Annotated in this window: 17 protein-coding genes and 1 rRNA gene; 7 read left to right on the forward strand and 11 right to left on the reverse strand. The window is 39.0% G+C overall.

Annotated features, from left to right (window positions below; genetic code table 11):
• The 4 genes from NQ185_RS13505 to NQ185_RS13520 form a co-directional block, all read right to left on the reverse strand.
• Window positions 1-198, reverse strand: a 16S ribosomal RNA gene (locus NQ185_RS13505); the annotation flags it as partial.
• A gap of 316 nt (window positions 199-514) precedes the next feature.
• Window positions 515-1,597 carry an HD-GYP domain-containing protein gene (locus tag NQ185_RS13510; protein WP_257582444.1) on the reverse strand — a complete coding sequence of 361 codons (1,083 nt, stop codon included), beginning with the start codon at window positions 1,595-1,597 and terminating at the stop codon, window positions 515-517.
• A gap of 116 nt (window positions 1,598-1,713) precedes the next feature.
• Window positions 1,714-1,851, reverse strand: a complete 138-nt coding sequence (locus NQ185_RS13515) for a hypothetical protein (protein WP_257582445.1) — start codon at window positions 1,849-1,851, stop codon at window positions 1,714-1,716.
• Window positions 1,852-1,868: 17 nt separating this feature from the next.
• Window positions 1,869-2,285 carry a hypothetical protein gene (locus tag NQ185_RS13520; RefSeq protein ID WP_257582446.1) on the reverse strand — a complete coding sequence of 139 codons (417 nt, stop codon included), beginning with the start codon at window positions 2,283-2,285 and terminating at the stop codon, window positions 1,869-1,871.
• Window positions 2,286-2,476: 191 nt separating this feature from the next.
• On the opposite strand from NQ185_RS13520, the gene NQ185_RS13525 reads away from it, so the two are divergent.
• The 3 genes from NQ185_RS13525 to NQ185_RS13535 are packed head-to-tail and all read left to right on the forward strand — an operon-like array spanning window position 2,477 to window position 6,118.
• Window positions 2,477-4,813, forward strand: a complete 2,337-nt coding sequence (locus tag NQ185_RS13525; protein ID WP_257582447.1) for a xanthine dehydrogenase family protein molybdopterin-binding subunit — start codon at window positions 2,477-2,479, stop codon at window positions 4,811-4,813.
• Between the two features lie 2 nt (window positions 4,814-4,815).
• On the forward strand, window positions 4,816-5,655 hold the full coding sequence (locus tag NQ185_RS13530) for an FAD binding domain-containing protein (protein WP_257582448.1): 840 nt from the start codon (window positions 4,816-4,818) through the stop codon (window positions 5,653-5,655).
• The gene (locus tag NQ185_RS13535) at window positions 5,648-6,118 is read left to right on the forward strand and encodes a (2Fe-2S)-binding protein (RefSeq protein ID WP_257582449.1); all 471 of its coding nucleotides are present in this window, start codon (window positions 5,648-5,650) and stop codon (window positions 6,116-6,118) included. Before NQ185_RS13530 ends, NQ185_RS13535 begins: the two co-directional genes overlap by 8 nt.
• A gap of 56 nt (window positions 6,119-6,174) precedes the next feature.
• On the opposite strand, the gene gyrA is transcribed toward NQ185_RS13535, so the two are convergent.
• From gyrA to dnaA, 7 genes are all read right to left on the reverse strand, one after another.
• Window positions 6,175-8,652, reverse strand: a complete 2,478-nt coding sequence (gyrA, locus tag NQ185_RS13540) for a DNA gyrase subunit A (protein ID WP_257582450.1) — start codon at window positions 8,650-8,652, stop codon at window positions 6,175-6,177.
• A gap of 53 nt (window positions 8,653-8,705) precedes the next feature.
• Window positions 8,706-10,631 (reverse strand): DNA topoisomerase (ATP-hydrolyzing) subunit B, encoded by a 1,926-nt coding sequence (gene gyrB / locus NQ185_RS13545; protein ID WP_257582592.1) that lies wholly within the window; start codon window positions 10,629-10,631, stop codon window positions 8,706-8,708.
• A 23-nt stretch (window positions 10,632-10,654) separates the two neighbouring features.
• Entirely contained in the window at window positions 10,655-10,912 is a 258-nt protein-coding gene (gene remB / locus NQ185_RS13550) for an extracellular matrix regulator RemB (RefSeq protein ID WP_257582451.1), read from the reverse strand.
• A 9-nt stretch (window positions 10,913-10,921) separates the two neighbouring features.
• Window positions 10,922-12,040 (reverse strand): DNA replication/repair protein RecF, encoded by a 1,119-nt coding sequence (gene recF / locus NQ185_RS13555; protein WP_257582452.1) that lies wholly within the window; start codon window positions 12,038-12,040, stop codon window positions 10,922-10,924.
• A 14-nt stretch (window positions 12,041-12,054) separates the two neighbouring features.
• Entirely contained in the window at window positions 12,055-12,267 is a 213-nt protein-coding gene (gene yaaA, locus NQ185_RS13560; protein ID WP_257582453.1) for a S4 domain-containing protein YaaA, read from the reverse strand.
• Window positions 12,268-12,656: 389 nt separating this feature from the next.
• Window positions 12,657-13,793 carry a DNA polymerase III subunit beta gene (gene dnaN / locus NQ185_RS13565; protein WP_257582454.1) on the reverse strand — a complete coding sequence of 379 codons (1,137 nt, stop codon included), beginning with the start codon at window positions 13,791-13,793 and terminating at the stop codon, window positions 12,657-12,659.
• Between the two features lie 187 nt (window positions 13,794-13,980).
• Window positions 13,981-15,324 carry a chromosomal replication initiator protein DnaA gene (gene dnaA / locus NQ185_RS13570; protein ID WP_257582455.1) on the reverse strand — a complete coding sequence of 448 codons (1,344 nt, stop codon included), beginning with the start codon at window positions 15,322-15,324 and terminating at the stop codon, window positions 13,981-13,983.
• A gap of 755 nt (window positions 15,325-16,079) precedes the next feature.
• Here dnaA and rpmH point away from each other — a divergent pair.
• From rpmH to jag, 4 genes are all read left to right on the forward strand, one after another.
• Window positions 16,080-16,214 carry a 50S ribosomal protein L34 gene (rpmH, locus tag NQ185_RS13575; RefSeq protein WP_257582456.1) on the forward strand — a complete coding sequence of 45 codons (135 nt, stop codon included), beginning with the start codon at window positions 16,080-16,082 and terminating at the stop codon, window positions 16,212-16,214.
• Window positions 16,215-16,307: 93 nt separating this feature from the next.
• Window positions 16,308-16,658, forward strand: coding sequence for a ribonuclease P protein component (rnpA, locus tag NQ185_RS13580; RefSeq protein ID WP_257582457.1), 351 nt, complete (start codon window positions 16,308-16,310; stop codon window positions 16,656-16,658).
• Window positions 16,659-16,759: 101 nt separating this feature from the next.
• Complete coding sequence (spoIIIJ, locus tag NQ185_RS13585) at window positions 16,760-17,545, forward strand: YidC family membrane integrase SpoIIIJ (RefSeq protein WP_257582460.1); 786 nt, start codon at window positions 16,760-16,762, stop codon at window positions 17,543-17,545.
• Window positions 17,542-18,168 (forward strand): RNA-binding cell elongation regulator Jag/EloR, encoded by a 627-nt coding sequence (gene jag, locus NQ185_RS13590; RefSeq protein ID WP_257582461.1) that lies wholly within the window; start codon window positions 17,542-17,544, stop codon window positions 18,166-18,168. The genes spoIIIJ and jag overlap by 4 nt, the downstream gene beginning before the upstream one ends.
• The last annotated feature ends 171 nt before the right edge of the window (window positions 18,169-18,339 follow it).

The raw sequence follows: 18,339 nt of genomic DNA on the forward strand, positions 1-18,339 counted from the left end.
CCTCATGCGAGAAAAGAAGTTATCCGGTATTAGCTCCGGTTTCCCGAAGTTATCCCAGTCTTACAGGCAGGTTGCCCACGTGTTACTCACCCGTCCGCCGCTAACTTTTGGGAGCAAGCTCCCAAAAGTCCGCTCGACTTGCATGTATTAGGCACGCCGCCAGCGTTCGTCCTGAGCCAGGATCAAACTCTCATTAAAGTAGTTTTGAAGTACAGGATGTACTAACAAAGGCGTTGCCACAGGACGTGGCGTTCTTAGCCTTTGTTCCTTAACTCTAGCTGGTCTTGCAAAAATAATTTTTGACGTTTTGTTTCGTTCAGTTTTCAAAGATCAAACTCTCATTAACTTTTTAAGCAACTTTTATATAATAACATCAATGTTTATCGATGTCAATATGTTTTTTAAAAAATTCTTTTGTGCTCTTAAGCACATTTACTAATATAACAACTTTCGACAAAGGATGCAAGAGTTTTTTTAAAAAAATTATAGTAAATAGTCCAAGAACCTTTCTATCCTAGTTTCCAATGATTGAATCAATATAAATATTCCTATGTTTTTCTAAATCCAGGATTTCACCTGTATCTACAATTTTCACTAAAGGTCTAAGCAAGGCGTCTTGTTTTACGAAAATAACTTTCCCTAGCTGATCATCGGAAAGTTTTATAGTTGTTCCGACCGGAAGAGAGGCAATTGCGGATATTAAAACTTTCAAAATAGAAATATGCAATTTACCAAACTGGTCTTCCTCCATCTCTTGTAAGGCTTTAAAAGGGGATTTCATACTTTTATATGGTCGGTCCGCTGTCATGGCATGAAAGATATCTGCAATGGCCAAAATTTGTGAATGCATTTGAACACGACTTCCTATTTCACCGATTGGATAACCCGAACCATCTAATCGTTCATGATGTTGTAAAATGGCTATCTTAGTTTCAGGTTTTAATAATGAGATATCCTTCACCATTTGGTAGCTATGAATAGGATGTTTCTTAATTTCATTCCAATCTTTTTCGTTTAAAGATCTTGTATTCATAAACGTAGATTCATTTATTTTTGCCATTCCGCAATCAGCAAGACAACCAGCTAAAGCAATTTGCAAACATTGTCCATTGTCATAGCCTAATCCCTTTGCTATGAAACTAGCAATCATGGCGACTGCAATCGGGTGATGATAAAAATACTCCTCTTTATTGGAGAATCGATGTATTTTACGAATCCAATTTTTATTTTCCTGAGCTTTATCAAAAAGAGGGATTAAAAAGGTTCTTATATTAGCAATATTTATTCCCATTCCTGATTGCCACGATAGAAATTCCTTTTTATACTGATCGACTGCTCGGCTATAATAGTCTAAAAAAGAAAGGGTCTGCGGGGACTTCATTTGAGAAGAACTTTCCGACTCGCCTACTCCCCTAAAAAGCTCACCATTCTTTAGTTTATTTTCAATTTCAACTTCTTTTATCAAAAAAGATTTTAATACTAGCAAATGCCTTTTAGTCAATACCGTATCGGCGGGGATAATCGGATTATTCGTCTTTCCCATTACATCCTTATGTAAAATACATCCTTCAATTAGTTCTTCTACTTTAACTTTCACCCATTACACCTCCGGGAAATCCTCTCCATATTGTACCAAAATAATGCTAAAACCGGGGATTTTTTAGAAAACGAAAAACTCTTCAACGTCAAAAAAGCCCCAAATGGAGCTTCTAATCATTTTTTATTTTTGGTGAGTTCCGTATCCGATGCTTTGTAATCAGTAAAGAAAAATAAGAAAAACGCCAAAAGACCGGAAGCTATAAAAAGAGCTTCTTTTGAAGGCTTTATTGTCGGCATATCTGTTAGTGCCATCCCAATTCCTCCCTTCATTAACGATGATGATCAAGACCGTTTGCTTTTAAAAAAATAGCTAGATGATCAAAAAATTCTTTTGTTGCCTGTTCCGAAACTTTCGTTTTAGGAATACCAAAAATAGGACCGCTGACAATAATAGAAAAATACCCTGATGAGATTAATGTACTTCTGACACTGATTTGTCCAAAGATCAACAAGAGCGCTAGGATAAAATCAATGGAATCAACTACAAAAGTTAATATTTTTGAATTGGATTTTCCAACTACGCGCCTTCCCCCCGTAATTGGTCCCTGCAAGGGAATAGAAAAGCCTCCAGTTGCTTGAATAAACATACCATCCATCGTTAATTGACCCGTTATCAACAGGACAGCGGCAATGAGATTAATATCTAGATAAATCCATTCAGCCATATCTTTTTCCAAATTTTTCACCGTCCTATTCCTTTCACTATAAGATATTCATTGTATGAAGGAGCCGTAACAACGTTTATATTGGAAATCGTTTTTTAAAGAGGTTAGCCCCTCCATCCGCTATCTTTTGCAATGAATTCTTCACTGTTTTTCGAATTGATGAATGTAACCATTCACCAACATCATAAGATGAAATAGCATGCCCTAATTAGATGGGGGTGAAAGGAATAGTGAGCAACATCGGAAAAAGCGTTTACCGGAAAGAATCCTTAGAAAAGGTAACCGGAAAAGCTAAGTATACGAATGACTTTGAATCAAAAGAAATGCTTTACGGGAAACTTGTAACAAGTCCATACGCTCACGCAAAAATCATTCATATAGATGACACGAAAACACGCACAATGAAAGGAATTCGCGCCATTATTACGGGGGAAAATTTACCGCTCACCGGTGAAGAACTTCGTGACCGGCCGCCCATAGCCTTTGATCGAGTACGTTATTTTGGGGAAGTGGTCGCGATTGTAGTAGCAGATACCCTTCATTTAGCACAACTTGGAGCAAATAACCTCGACATTACATATGAAACTCTTCCAGTCGTTAACTCCCCAAGTGAAGCATTTCGACCTAATGCACCACTAGTACATGAAAATTTAGGAAGCTATGCTAAAACTCCCGGCGTGTCCCCGGAACCGGGAACGAATATTGCCTCAAAAATAAAAATTCGTAAAGGAGATATTGAAAGTGGCTGGTCGGAAAGCGCCGTAATGGTAGAAGCAGCTTTTTCTTTTCACCCTTCAGATCATGCCGCAATGGAAACCCGCTGTTCTTTTGCCCAAATTCATGAGGATGGAGGGATCGAAATAACCTCCTCATCACAGGCTCCATTTATGATAAAAAAGCTGGTTTCGATTTATTTCAACATCCCCCCCGGGAAGATTGTCGTAAATACTCCTCTAGTTGGTGGAGCTTACGGAGGTAAAGCGTCTACTCAATTGGAGATCCTAGCCTATATAGCAACGAGGGCGGTAGGTGGCAGACTTGTTAAAATCGTTAACACACGGGAAGAGGATATGGTCACTTCTCCAGGACATATTGGGCTCGAAGCCAAGGTACGGCTCGGATGTACAAAAGAAGGATTGTTAAAAGTTGCGGAGCTCATTTATTTATGGGACAGCGGTGCATATTCTGATAAAGGGATCGATTTAGCGAGAGCGGGTGCCGTCGATTGCACGGGACCATATCATATTGAGAATATTTACTGTGATTCATATTGTATGTATACGAATCACCCTTATCCTGCTCCTTTTAGAGGATTCAGCCATTCAGAAGTTCATTTTGCTTTTGAAAGAACGATGGATATGCTAGCAAAAAAATTGAACATGGACCCGCTTTATTTGAGATCTATCAATGCCATTAAACCAGGGGATACATCTCCTACCCAAGTTAAGCTAAATATGAGTAATGTCGGGAACTTACAAGCATGTATTTTAAAGCTAAAGGAACTAATGGATTGGGGTCATGGACAGATTGTCAAAATCGATGATCACAAAGTTAGAGCTAAAGGGATTAGCTGTATTTGGAAAAACTCGACGATTGATTCCAACGCAAGCTCAGGAGTTATTTTAACGTTCAATCCTGATGGAAGTATTAATTTAATAACTGGTGTTGTCGAAATTGGAACCGGAACAAAGACAGTTTTGGCACAGATTTTAGCCGAAAAACTGAAAATGCCGATAGAAAAAATCTATGTGCAAATGCCTGTCAATACCCAGAGTACACCCGAACACTGGAAAACAGTCGCAAGCAGGGGAACGTTTATGGCAGGAAGAGCCGTTTTAAAAGCGGCAGACGATGTTATTGTTCAATTAAAAGAAAGAGCTGCTTGTCTGTTACTGGCACCAATTGAGGATCTAGAAGTCGGATTTGAAAAGGTTTATGTTAGGGATGATCCGACGATTAATATAGCGATTAAAGATATTGCATACGGATTTGTTTTTCCAAATGGCAATGCGATTGGCGGGCAAATGATTGGAAGTGGAACATATACACTCAGGCATATTACAGCAATAAATAAAGAAACTGGTGCAGGAAAGCCTGGGCCTGAATGGACGGTCGGTGCACAAGGAGTCGAGATTGAAATCGATACAAGAACTTATCAATACCGATTAATAAATGCTTATTCCGTCATCGATATCGGGAAAATTTTAAATCAAGCGGGTGCTAGAGGGCAAGTAATGGGAGCAATGAGCATTGGGTTGTCATTTGCGGGAAGGGAGACGTTTATTTTTGATGAATTTGCTCGCGTTCTAAATCCCCAGTTAAGAACGTATCGCCCGCTACGTTTTGGTGAACAGCCTAAATACATTGTGGACTTTGTTGAAACTCCCCAAATCGACGCACCATATGGAGCTAGAGGTGTTGGAGAACATGGTCTAATAGGTATGCCAGCAGCGCTTGGAAATGCCCTATCGGCGGCGCTTCAAATAAATCTCAACCATTTGCCCCTTATTCCCGAACTAATTTGGAGAACAAAAGAGGGAGGGGAATAAATATGTTGCCGGCATATTTAGAGTATTATAAGCCAACTAGTTTATATGAGGCTGTTGCATTGTTTCAAGAATTAAAAAGAGCAAATAAACAACCGATGTATTTTTCAGGTGGGACTGAAGTTTTAACACTTGGCAGATTGAATATGGATACACCGGGATCCATCATTGATATTAAAGGGATACCAGAGTGTATAACGTTGGAAAGAACGACTCAGTTTTTAACGATAGGCGCCTCTGTCCCTCTCACAGTGATCGAAGCTGATGACTCCTTCCCATTATTGGCGAATGTTTCTAGCGAAATTGCTGATCGAACTGCTAGGAATAAGATTACCATTGGCGGGAATATTTGCGGAAAAATATTTTATCGGGAAGCAGTTTTACCTTTTTTAATCGCCGATAGCCACCTTCTTATCGCTAGTTTACAAGGTGTACATCAAATTCCCATAAACGTAATATTTAATAAAGAACTCGTACTTGAAGAAGGTCAATTGCTCGTAAATATACGAACTGAATCACATTTTTTGAACAATCCATTTATTTCCCAAAAGATAAGAAAACAATGGGAAACAGGCTACCCTCTCATTACAGGGGCCGCGATGAAAGTGGATGGTGCTTTACGAATAGCCTTTAGCGGGATTTGTCCATTTCCCTTTCGCTCACCCGCAATGGAAAAAGAAATCAATAATACTACTCTATCGATAGAGAGCAGAATCGAAAATGCCATTAATCATTTACCTGAACCCATTCTTGATGACATTGAAGGATCAAGAGAGTATCGGCTCTTTGTTTTAAGAAACTTATTAACTGATTTTTTGTTAGAAATGGAGGGGTATAATGGCTAGAGATGAACACCAAATATTTGCGGCAGAACTAGATATAAACAACGAAATGAAGAATGTTGAAATTCGGGCTGGTGAAACACTTCTCCATCTTCTTCGCAATAAGCTTTCTTTGACGGGTGCAAAACCAGGTTGTCTAAATGGGGATTGTGGGGCGTGTACTGTCATGGTTGACAATCTCCCTTTTAAATCGTGTATTATGCTGGCGATAGAAGCTGCAGGTCATAAAATTACAACGATTGAAGGGTTGCGTGATACTCCTATACAAAATGCCTTTATTCGACATTTTGCTTTTCAATGCGGCTACTGTACACCTGGCTTCATCATCAATTGCCATTCATTGCTGTCAACACATATAACCCCCTCAAAAGAAGTTGTTAAAAGCTGGCTTGCATCCAATATATGCAGATGTACGAGTTATCAAGAAATTGAAGAAGCAATCTTGTCTGTCATTGAAACTGAATAAAAAGCGGAAGGCGCCAAGATACAAGGCATAAAAAAAAGCGCCGAAATTGGCGCTTCTTAGCTTAGTTCATCTTCTATCGTTTCGTCTGTATCCGTGCTTTCCTCGTCTTCCTTTTCAACCTTGGCTACTGTAGCAACGGCCGCTTCATCACCTAATGTAATGAGTTTAACGCCTTGCGTATTTCGACCAATTACAGAAATATCTTGCACTCCCATACGGATTAAAATTCCACCGGCAGTAATCAGCATGACATCTTCGTCGCCTTTTACTGTTTCTACAGCTATGACTGTACCGGTTCTATCAGTAACTTTACACGTAATGAGCCCTTTACCGCCACGGGTTTGAAGACGGTATTCAGCAGCAGGAGTTCTTTTTCCGAAACCATTTTTCGTTACAACGAGGACATCATGATCCTCTTCAAGAATTTCCATTCCAACTGCTTCATCGTCATCAGATAGAGTAATCCCTTTAACTCCAGTGGCGGATCTACCCATAGACCGGACATCCGTTTCTACGAAGCGAATCAATAAGCCGCTTTTCGTTCCCATGACGATATTTTTCTTACCATCCGTTAATTTGACCGAAATGAGTTCATCGTCTTCACGGAGACCTAAAGCAATTAAACCGTTATTTCGAATGTTGGCGAACGCAGAAACCGGTGTCCTTTTCACAACACCTTGCTTCGTCGCAAAGAACAAGTACCAATCTTCGAGAAATTCTTCTACACAAATGACGGTATTAATCCATTCGTCTTTTTCAATTCCAAGTAGATTAATGATTGGAAGACCTTTCGCAGTACGACTGAATTCAGGGATTTCATAGCCTTTTGCTCGATAAACCTTCCCTTTATTCGTGAAAAATAGAATGGTATCGTGCGTGGATGTCGTGATCAAATGCTTCACAAAATCATCGTCATTCGTCCCCATCCCTTGTACGCCGCGGCCACCTCGCCTTTGGCTTCGATACGTGGAAATTGGCAATCGTTTAATATATCCATTATGCGTCAATGTTACAACGATATTTTCCCTTGGGATTAAATCTTCATCTTCAATTTCCTCTATACCGCCCGCTACAATTTCGGTACGTCTTCCATCATCAAAGCGTTCTTTAATTTCTAGTAATTCTTCCCTAATGATCTCAAGAATTTTCTCTTCATCCGCCAAAATGGCTTTTAATTCAGCAATCAATTTGACGAGACCTTGATATTCATCTTCAATTTTTTCACGTTCTAACCCTGTTAAACGCTGAAGACGCATATCTAAAATAGCTTGTGCTTGTTTTTCAGATAATTTAAATTGCTCCATTAAGCCTGTTCTAGCAATATCAGTCGTCTCTGATCCTCTAATAAGGCTAATGATTGCATCGATATGATCAAGCGCGATTCGCAAACCCTCTAAAATATGAGCACGAGCTTCCGCTTTTCTAAGTTCAAACTCGGTTCTGCGTCTAATAATCGTCTTTTGGTGTTCAAGATAATAGTACAGACATTGTTTTAAATTCAATACTTTCGGCTGTCCGTCAACCAATGCAAGCATATTAATCCCAAAACTAGTTTGCATCGCTGTCATCTTGTAAAGGTTATTCAAAATGACATTGGCGTTTGCATCCCTGCGGACTTCCATGACAATTCGCATACCAGTCCTATCCGACTCATCTCGTAAATCTGTAATTCCTTCAATTTTCTTCTCGCGGACAAGCTCAGCGATACGTTCAATCAATTTCGCTTTATTGACTTGGTAAGGAAGCTCGTGAACGATAATCGTTTCTCTGCCGTTTGCCTTCGTCTCAACATCCACTTTTGCTCGTAAAGTAATGGAACCACGGCCCGTTTCATAAGCTCTTCTTATGCCGCTTCTTCCGAGGATCATTCCCGAAGTAGGGAAATCAGGACCTTGAATAGACTCCATTAATTCCTGAATAGTAATATCCGGATCACGGCTTAACATCATCAATCCGTCAATCACTTCACCAAGCTGATGCGGTGGAATATTCGTCGCCATTCCAACGGCAATCCCTGAGGATCCATTCACTAAAAGGTTAGGAAAACGGGCAGGCAAAACAACCGGTTCTTTTTCAGAGCCGTCATAATTGTCCTTATAATCAATCGTATCTTTATTTAAGTCCCGGACAAGTTCCATCGAGATCTTTGACATTCTTGCTTCTGTATAACGCATCGCAGCCGCAGAATCTCCATCAACCGATCCAAAGTTACCATGTCCGTCTACGAGCATGTTTCGGTAGCTAAAATCCTGTGCCATCCGAACCATTGTTTCATAAACAGCCGAGTCACCATGTGGATGATATTTACCAATAACTTCTCCAACGATCCTCGCTGACTTCTTGTACGCTTTATCACTAGTCATTCCAAGATCATTCATCGCGTATAAAATACGGCGGTGAACAGGCTTTAGGCCATCTCGCACGTCTGGCAATGCACGGGCAACGATGACACTCATCGCATAATCAAGGAATGAGGAACGCATCTCATGACTTAAATTGATTTCTTTTATATTTGAATTAGGTACATCTGCCATATTGATTGGCAACCTCCTCTATTGAAAAGCACTTGGGGCAGAGCTGCAGAATTTTAAATATCCAGGTTCTTTACATACAAAGCATTTTCTTCAATGAAAACCCTGCGCGGCTCTACTTTTTCCCCCATTAACATATCAAACGTTTGGTCAGCCTCAATGGCATCCTCAAGGCTCACTTGAAGAAGTGTGCGGCTTTCTGGGTCCATCGTTGTTTCCCAAAGCTGCTCAGGATTCATCTCCCCTAGACCTTTATAACGCTGAATGCCCGGCTTTGGAACTTGTGGCAATTCTGCTAATAACGCATCCAGTTCCTTATCCGAATACACATAATGATCCTTTTTGCCTTGGCTGATTTTATAAAGCGGAGGTTGTGCAATATATACAAAACCCGCCTCCAATAACGGCCGCATATATCGGTAAAAGAACGTTAAAAGCAATGTCCGGATATGAGCTCCATCAACATCCGCATCTGTCATAATAACCATTTTATGATAACGGGCTTTCGCGATATCAAATTCTTCTCCAATACCCGTTCCAAGTGCTGTAATGATGGTACGGATCTCATTATTTGAAAGAATTTTATCAAGACGCGCTTTTTCGACATTAATGATTTTACCTCTTAAAGGCAATATTGCTTGAAAATGACGATCTCTTCCTTGTTTTGCGGAACCACCTGCGGAATCACCCTCAACTACGAATAATTCGCTTATTTCCGGATCACGAGAAGAACAGTCCGCTAATTTTCCAGGTAAACTTGAAATTTCAAGCGCACTTTTTCTGCGAGTCAATTCACGAGCTTTTTTTGCAGCTAATCGAGCCCGAGCAGCCATTAATCCTTTATCGACAATTTTACGGGCTAGCACTGGATTTTCCAGTAATATTTTTTCAAAATACTCGGAGAACAATGAGTCCGTAATTGTACGAGCTTCAGAATTACCAAGTTTTGTTTTTGTTTGTCCTTCAAATTGTGGATCCGGATGCTTGATGGAAACGATAGCTGTTAATCCTTCACGCACATCTTCACCCGAAAGATTGCTGTCATTATCTTTAAAAATATTACTTCTGCGTGCATAATCGTTAATAACCCTAGTTAACGCAGTCTTAAATCCAAATTCATGTGTACCGCCTTCATATGTGTGAATATTATTGGCAAAAGAGTATAAATTACTAGCAAAGCCATCGTTATATTGAAGGGCGACCTCAACTTCAATGCCATCTTTTTCCCCTTCAATATAGACTGGCTCCTCGTGCAGAACTTCTTTCGATTTGTTTAAATGCTCAACATATGATTTTATTCCGCCCTCGTAATGATACTCACTTATTTTCGTTTCATCCGCGCGTTTATCTTCAATCGTTAGTTTGAGACCCTTATTTAAAAAAGCAAGTTCTCGAATCCGAGTAGCAAGTGTATCAAATTCGTATTCAACAGTTTCTGTGAATATTTCTGTATCTGGTTTAAAATGGATGATTGTTCCAGTATGATCCGTTTCACCAATCACTTTTAAATCAAAGCATGGAACCCCACGTTCATATTTCTGATAGTGAACTTGTCCGTTTAAATGGACATATACTTCCAATTCAGTTGAAAGGGCGTTTACCACTGATGCCCCAACGCCATGGAGGCCGCCCGATACTTTATATCCGCCGCCGCCGAATTTACCCCCAGCATGAAGCACAGTTAAAATTACTTCAACGGCGGGCCTGCCCATTTTCTCTTGGATCCCAACTGGAATACCACGACCGTTATCTTTAACTGTAATGCTATTATCCTTTTCAATCATGACATTGATTTCATCACAATGCCCTGCCAAGGCTTCGTCAATACTATTATCTACAATTTCCCATACAAGGTGATGAAGTCCTTTCGAGCTAGTTGAGCCGATATACATTCCAGGTCGTTTTCGAACTGCTTCCAAGCCTTCAAGCACTTGTATTTGATTTTCATCATATAATTGCTCTTGAAAATCTTTTTGATCCATTGTCATAAAACTCACCCGCTCTTTCAATCATCTATTTCGATATCGCTTTCTGGTTGCAATAGGCGTTTTTTCAATGTTCCTGAAGCAATGGGAGATAAGTAAACATGAGGATTCGTAATGATCATCGATTTAAAATTTCCATTCGATAATGGAACAATAGCCTTTTTATTTTCTTCTAAAAAGTGCTTCATTTCATCGGAGGAATGGACTGTCTCTTTTTCTAGGATAGCAATGATTTCGCTGGAGCGAATCATCACATCTTCTCCGACATGAATATACATCCTTTCACCTCACTTCACTCTTTCCATCACACCGCTCCGCACATTGAAGGTTGTTGCTTCCCTTAAGGTTTGATGGTCAATTCCATCAATCGTTGTCGTCGTGACAAACGTCTGGATTTTTCCTTTAATCGTATTTAATAAATGAGACTGGCGATAATCATCAAGTTCAGATAAAACATCGTCCAGCAGCAAAATCGGATATTCATTAATTTCTGAATAAATCAAATCTATTTCAGCCAATTTAACAGATAAGGCCGTTGTTCGTTGTTGTCCTTGGGAGCCGAACGTCTGCACATCCCTGCCATTGACATAAAAAACAATCTCGTCACGATGGGGTCCAATCAAACTGACTCCACGATCAATTTCTCTTTGCATGAGTGTATCAACTTTCTCTGCAAATACTGTTACCATTTTGGACCAATCCGTGTCTTCCGATACCTCAATGGATGGCTTATATTGGATAGAAAGTGTTTCTAAACCGCGAGAAATCCCTGAATGGATTGGTTTTGCCCACTTCTCCAACATTTGGATGAACTCAAATCTCTTTTTTATGACTCTAACCGCCACTTCGATATATTGTTCGGTTAGAACTTGAAGGAACGTAATATCACTTTGCTTTTTGATTTGCAGCTGTTTCAAATAGTTATTTCGTTGCTGCAATATTTTTTGAAATTGACTCATATCGTATAAATACACGGGAGATACTTGGCCAATCTCCATATCAATAAAACGACGCCTTACTTGAGGGCTCCCTTTTACAAGATGGAGATCTTCAGGCGCAAACATAACGACATTCATATTTCCTACATAACGGCTTAATTTTTGTTGTTCAATATGATTAAATTTTGCTTTTTTACCTTTTTTCGAAATAATAAGCTCCAACGGCACAGAACCATTTATTTTTTGCAGCCTTCCCTTTATTTTAGCATAATCTGTGTCCCAACGTATTAAATCTTTATCATTGGACGTTCTATGTGATTTTGCCATGGCTAATACGAATATCGATTCCATGACATTTGTTTTCCCTTGGGCATTTTCGCCTAAAATGACGTTAACATTATTTTCAAAGGTAACAGTCAGATCATGATAATTCCGATAATCTTTCAACTCCAGCTCTTCAATATACATGAAGTCAACATCCTTTAGCGGACAATGAAGGTGCCGATCCCTTTTATGTCAATTTTATCATTTGTTTTTAGTTTTCGGCCTCTTCGTTGGTCCTGCTCGCCATTAATAAACACCTCGTGTTCGCTTAAAAACCACTTTGCCATTCCTCCGGAAGAAATGACGTCAGCAAGTTTTAAAAACTGACCGAGTGTGATTGTATCCGTATCTATTTTAATTTCTTTATCCATGCTCTCACTCTTTTCATGAATAGTCTCTTGCTTTATTTTACTAAAGATTGAGGCCCATTACAAAAAATTGAAGAAATCTTTGAAAACAAAGGTTCCTAGTCTAAAAAATTTAAAAATCCCGCCGATTCTTTGGCAGGATTTTCTAACTTGTCCGTTGATTTGCGCTCCAGACGCTTCGCTTTCCGCGGGCGGTACTGGGAGCCTCCTCGGCGCGAGCACCTGTGGGGTCTTCCCTGTTCCGTATTCCCGCGACGGATACGATGTCCTAGTGTCGGCGTTGGCCACAGGACGTGGCCGTCTTTAGCTGACCAGGAGTCTACGCGCCTTCCGCTCCAATCAACTCCGTGCATTAACTTATTTAATATTTTTTTTAACTTAGTTTTTCTTAATTAAAATGTTCTCACTGGTAAAATCAATTGCAAGATTGATTCATCATCAACTGACTTTATAATAAATGGTCTCATCGCTCCGGTGAAGTGGATGATGATGTCTGTACCTTCTAAAGCTTTTAGGGCGTCCATCATATATTTGGCGCTGAAAGAGATTTTTAGCTCTTCTCCGCTAATGGATTCGCTTTGGATTTGTTCGACAACATTTCCGATTTCAGGAGTAGTCGAAGAAATTTCAATCGCTTTTTCTTCCAACGTGACTAGTTTTACAACATTATTTCGTTCACCTCGAGCAAGAAGCGATGCACGGTCGATGGCGTGAAGGAAGTCCTTTGCTTGAAGCACGAGTTCTGTTTTGCTTTCCGTCGGAATCAGTCTGGATGTATCAGGATAATTCCCTTCTAGACGGCGAGAAAAGAATAAAAGATTTTTTGATTTAAAAAGAAATTGGTTTTCCGTCATGACAATTTCCACAGGATTGTTCGTGTCATCTAAAATTTTGCTTAGTTCAACTAAACTTTTCCCCGGAATTACGGCATTATAATTTTCCGATGGATCCATATCGATCGGAGCAGTACGCATTGCCAGCCTATGACTATCTGTTGCCGTACAAGTTAATTTTCCACTTTCAATTTGCCAGTTTACACCTGTCAAGATAGGGCGTGTTTCTGAGGTGGACACTGCAAAAACCGTCTGTCTAATGATTGATTTTAATAAATCTGTTGGAATTGAAAAAACTTTGTCCTCAGATATTTGCGGAAGATGCGGGTATTCATCAGCATCCAATCCATTTAGATTAAATTCCGCTTTACCAGATCTAATAATCGTTTGATGATGGTTTTGTACCTCAAATTCAACAAAATCCATTGGCAGCTTTCGGACGATTTCACCAAAGAATTTAGCGTTTAAAACAATTGCACCCGTTTCTTTTATTTCTACAATTTCATCTCCGTCTTCCTCTTTCGGGATAAAGGATTCAATAGAAATATCAGAGTCACTACCTGTTAACGTAATTCCTTGATTGGAAGCAACAATTTTAATTCCTGTTAATATTGGGATTGTTGTTCTTGATGATACGGCCTTCATTACATCTTGAACACTATCGATAAGTCGATTGCGCTGAATGATAAACTTCATGCTTATTCCCCCATTTCCTTAAATTGAAATCAACTAGTTATATTATTATTTTTTAAGAATAAAATCGTAGTAATAGTAATAGGGCCTGTGAATATGTGGATAACCCTGTGCATGACTTGAAATGACAAATTATTCACATGTGGATATACTGTGCATGAAGGTGTTCTAGTTATACACAGAATCCCCATTAGAAGTTTTTAAGGGAAGTACGAATTTCTTCTAACTTATCTTGGAATTCCTGATCATTTTCCAATAGCTTTGAGATTTTTTCATGGGCATGAATAACCGTTGTATGATCTCGTCCGCCAAATTCTTCGCCTATTTTAGGAAGCGAAAAGTCAGTCATCTCGCGTGATAAAAACATAGCAATTTGCCGAGGGAACGCAATCGATTTTGTCCGCTTTTTCGCTTTGAAATCATCTAGCTTCACATTATATTCAGCACCAACCGCTTTTTGAATATCGAGAATCGTAACGACCTTTGGTTTTGAACTTGGAATGATGCTTTTCAATGCTTCTGCAGCAAGATCAGCATTAATATCTTTATTAATGAGAGAGGAATAAGCTACTACTCGAATGAGAGCACCCTCTAATTCCCTTATATTCGAATCAATTTGATTAGCAATATAAAGCATGACCTCATTAGAAATATCTAGTCCATCCGCCTTCGCTTTTTTACGTAAAATGGCGATGCGCGTTTCTAAATCTGGAGGTGTAATGTCTGTTATGAGTCCCCATTCGAATCGTGATCTTAAACGGTCTTCGAGTGTGGGAATTTCTTTTGGGGGACGGTCACTAGCAATAATGATTTGCTTACTTTCTTCATGAAGAGTATTAAAAGTATGGAAAAATTCCTCTTGTGTCGATTCTTTTCCAGCTAGAAATTGAATATCATCAATTAATAACACATCGACGCTGCGGTATTTATTTCGAAAATCCTCCGCTTTATTATCCCGAATCGAATTGATAAATTCATTAGTGAATTTTTCAGACGATAAATAAACGACTTTCGCCGTCGGATTATGTTCAAGCACATAGTGGCCAATCGCGTGCATTAAATGGGTTTTCCCCATCCCTACTCCTCCATAAATAAAAAGAGGATTATATGCATTTGCCGGGGCTTCTGCTACAGCTAAAGAGGCAGCATGGGCGAATCGATTTCCGGATCCAATAACGAACGTATCAAACGTGTATTTTGAATTTAACATGTTTTGAAATAGTTCTACTGGGTCGTCCTTCTTTTTGGGTTTATTGTTCGCAACTTCCTTCTTTTCTTCCTCTTGATCAGGTGGAATAATAAATTTTACATTTAATTCCTCGCCGATAATTTCATATAAAAGTCCAGATATCAATTGAGAATATTGGCCCTCAAGCCACTCTCTAGCAAAGGCATTAGGGGCACTTACGGTAATCGTATCACCTTTAAGAGAATAAGCTTCCGTGGACCTAAGCCAAGTATCGAAACTAGGCTTACTGACCTTTTTTTTAATATTCATCAGGACCTGGGCCCAAAGATCAGTTAAGTTTTCCAAAGTTTTACCTCCCTTGCAATTAAATCACAGCTGTTATATAACTGTTTCACCTTTTTCCATCCGAATTTTATAATTATACAACTCTATGAATGTGGAAAACTATATAATAAGGTAGAAAAGCAGATTTCGACATCATCCACCGATTGTGGACAAGTTTATCCAAACCCACTGAATAGTTTATCCACACGTTATTCACAATCTGTGGATAATGGTTTTTCCAATAAATATTATTCAGAATGAAAACACCATAATCATATCAAATAAATGCACGGTTAGCAATGCATTAACGAAATTATCCACAAGACTAATATGCTATGGAAAAAAATTACCCACAGCCTCTTAATTTGTGAAAAACTTGTCGATATGTGTTGTGGATAATAAAAATCGCCAAAAAGTTATTCACAATTGGAAATGCGGAAGCGCCTGCCCATCGACGTACAAACTTCAGTTCCTTCGACTGAGATAAAGGAAACACGGCGAGGAACGAGCAAGTGAAATTGGCATTTCAAATTTCACCTGATGTTGACTTATCGCAAAAGAGAAGGACAAGAAGTTTGCTAGTCGATAGGCGCTGCAGCTGGACAACGAAAAGCGGAAGCGTCTGTTGTAGCTAGACAAGAAAAAATACCGATGGATTCTGATCAGAGGATAAGTTTGGTATTTCAAAACCACTTGACATCGCCTTTTTGTCTCTCTATAATTATCTAGTATGTCTAATACTGAAATTTTTTCTTACCCTCGGGGAGGTGTCATACATGAAAAGAACATTTCAACCAAATAAACGTAAAAGAAGCAAAGTACACGGATTCCGTACGCGCATGAGTTCAAAAAATGGCCGTAGAGTCTTGGCTGCACGTCGTCGCAAAGGAAGAAAAGTGTTATCAGCGTAGACCACTGAACCGTCTCAGTGGTCTTTTTTTTAGTCAATAGGCGCTGGAAAGTGATCAACGCAAGAAAAAAGAATCCATAATGCGGGTGAAAGTATGAAGAAAGCGTTTAGGATCAAAAAGAATATTGATTTTCAAGAGGTTTTTAAGAAGGGGAAATCCGTTGCCAACAGGCAATTTGTTATATATATATTGAAAAAAGAGGAACAAGAACATTTTAGAATTGGCTTATCGGTTAGTAAAAAAATTGGAAATGCTGTAAAACGTAATCAAATAAAACGATACATACGTCAAGCTTTTCACGAGTTTAAGGATCAAGTGGATAATGGAAAAGACTATGTCATCATTGCTAGAAAACCTACAGCTGAAATGGACTTCCATGAAATAAAAAAGAGTTTGGAACATGTTCTTAAAGTAGGTAAATCTTTTAAAAAAATGATTAGCTAAAAATATACGTTTAAAACGAACTATGTTAGCAAAAAAATGTTAAAATAGCCGAAGAACCTATTCGTTTATGTGATTTTGAGAAAGCAGGGAGGATATCTAGCTTGAAGAAAAGAATATTATTGTTATCGGCATTGCTTTTGCTAGTGTTGGTAACAGCTGGCTGTTCAACAATTGATAATCCGAATTATGTTACAGCAGAAAGTACGGGATTTTGGAGTAAATATATTGTTTATCCACTTTCTTGGCTCATGACAACAGTTGCAGAATTTTTCGGTGGCAGCTATGGCCTATCGATTATTATCGTAACACTATTAATTCGTTTTGCGATTTTGCCGCTAATGATCAAGCAAACGAAAAATTCAAAGGCGATGCAAGCAATCCAGCCGGAACTAGCAAAGTTAAAAGAGAAATATAGTTCAAAGGATGCAAAAACACAACAGCAGCTTCAACAAGAAACAATGCAGCTCTTTCAAAAGAATAATGTAAATCCACTTGCAGGTTGTTTTCCATTGCTTATCCAAATGCCAATCTTAATTGGTTTTTATCAGGCAATTATTAGAACAGAAGGAATTTCAACGGGTGGAGAATTTTTATGGTTTGATTTAGGTGCGCCGGATCCTTTTTATATTTTGCCAATCGTAGCGGGTCTTACTACCTTCCTACAGCAAAAGATTATGATGGCGGGAACTCCGCCAAATCCACAAATGCAAATGATGCTTTATATCATGCCGGCAATGATTTTAATTTTCGCTATTAATTTCCCGGCGGCATTAGCACTTTATTGGGTAGTCGGTAATATTTTTATGATTGTACAAACATATTTTATTAAACCACCAGTGATGCAACCAATGAAAGCAAAAGAAGGAGCGGGGGGAGCTAAAAAGTGAGAGAAATCACTGCTACAGGACAAACTGTCGAAGAAGCAGTAGAATCAGCACTTGCTCAATTAAAAACAACGAGAGAACGCGCGGACATCCATATAGTTGATGAGGGGAAAAAAGGGCTGTTTGGACTGTTTGGTGCTAGGCAGGCTGTCGTTAGGGCGACAGTTAAGCCAGATGCCATCGAAACGGCAAAGGAATTTTTGCAATCAGTTTTGTCTAATATGGAAATCGTATCGGAAATTGACATTGTAAAAGAAGATGAAAGAAACGTCATTTTCAATATTACTGGGGAAAAGATGGGGCTTCTCATTGGAAAAAGAGGACAAACCATTAACTCTCTTCAATATTTAACGCAGCTTGCTGCAAACCGCAATTCCAAACATTATATAACCGTTGTTTTGAATCCAGAAAATTACCGCGAACGCCGAAAAGAGACACTTATACAACTAGCCGGGAGACTTGCTTCAAAGGCGCACCATCTTAAAAAGTCAGTCTCACTTGAACCGATGCCAAATTATGAAAGAAAAATCATTCATACCGCATTATCTGAAAATCACAAAGTTCAAACCGTTTCTGAAGGTGAAGAACCAAATCGCTACGTTGTGATACGACCTAGTGGAAAATAAAATTCACATGCACAGAAAAGCCGATTATTCTCTAGTAGAGATAGCCGGCTTTTTATTTTTTGTCTTTATTTGAAACCTTTTAATGGTTTAATACGTCGCAAATAATGACGACTTAATTAAGTGTTTTTTAGTAATGTTATAGTGGTAAAATGATATTAAATAAAATAATCG

Origin of the sequence: Lederbergia panacisoli (genome assembly GCF_024626525.1) — a bacterium.
In the GTDB taxonomy this organism is placed as follows: domain Bacteria; phylum Bacillota; class Bacilli; order Bacillales; family Bacillaceae_C; genus Lederbergia; species Lederbergia panacisoli.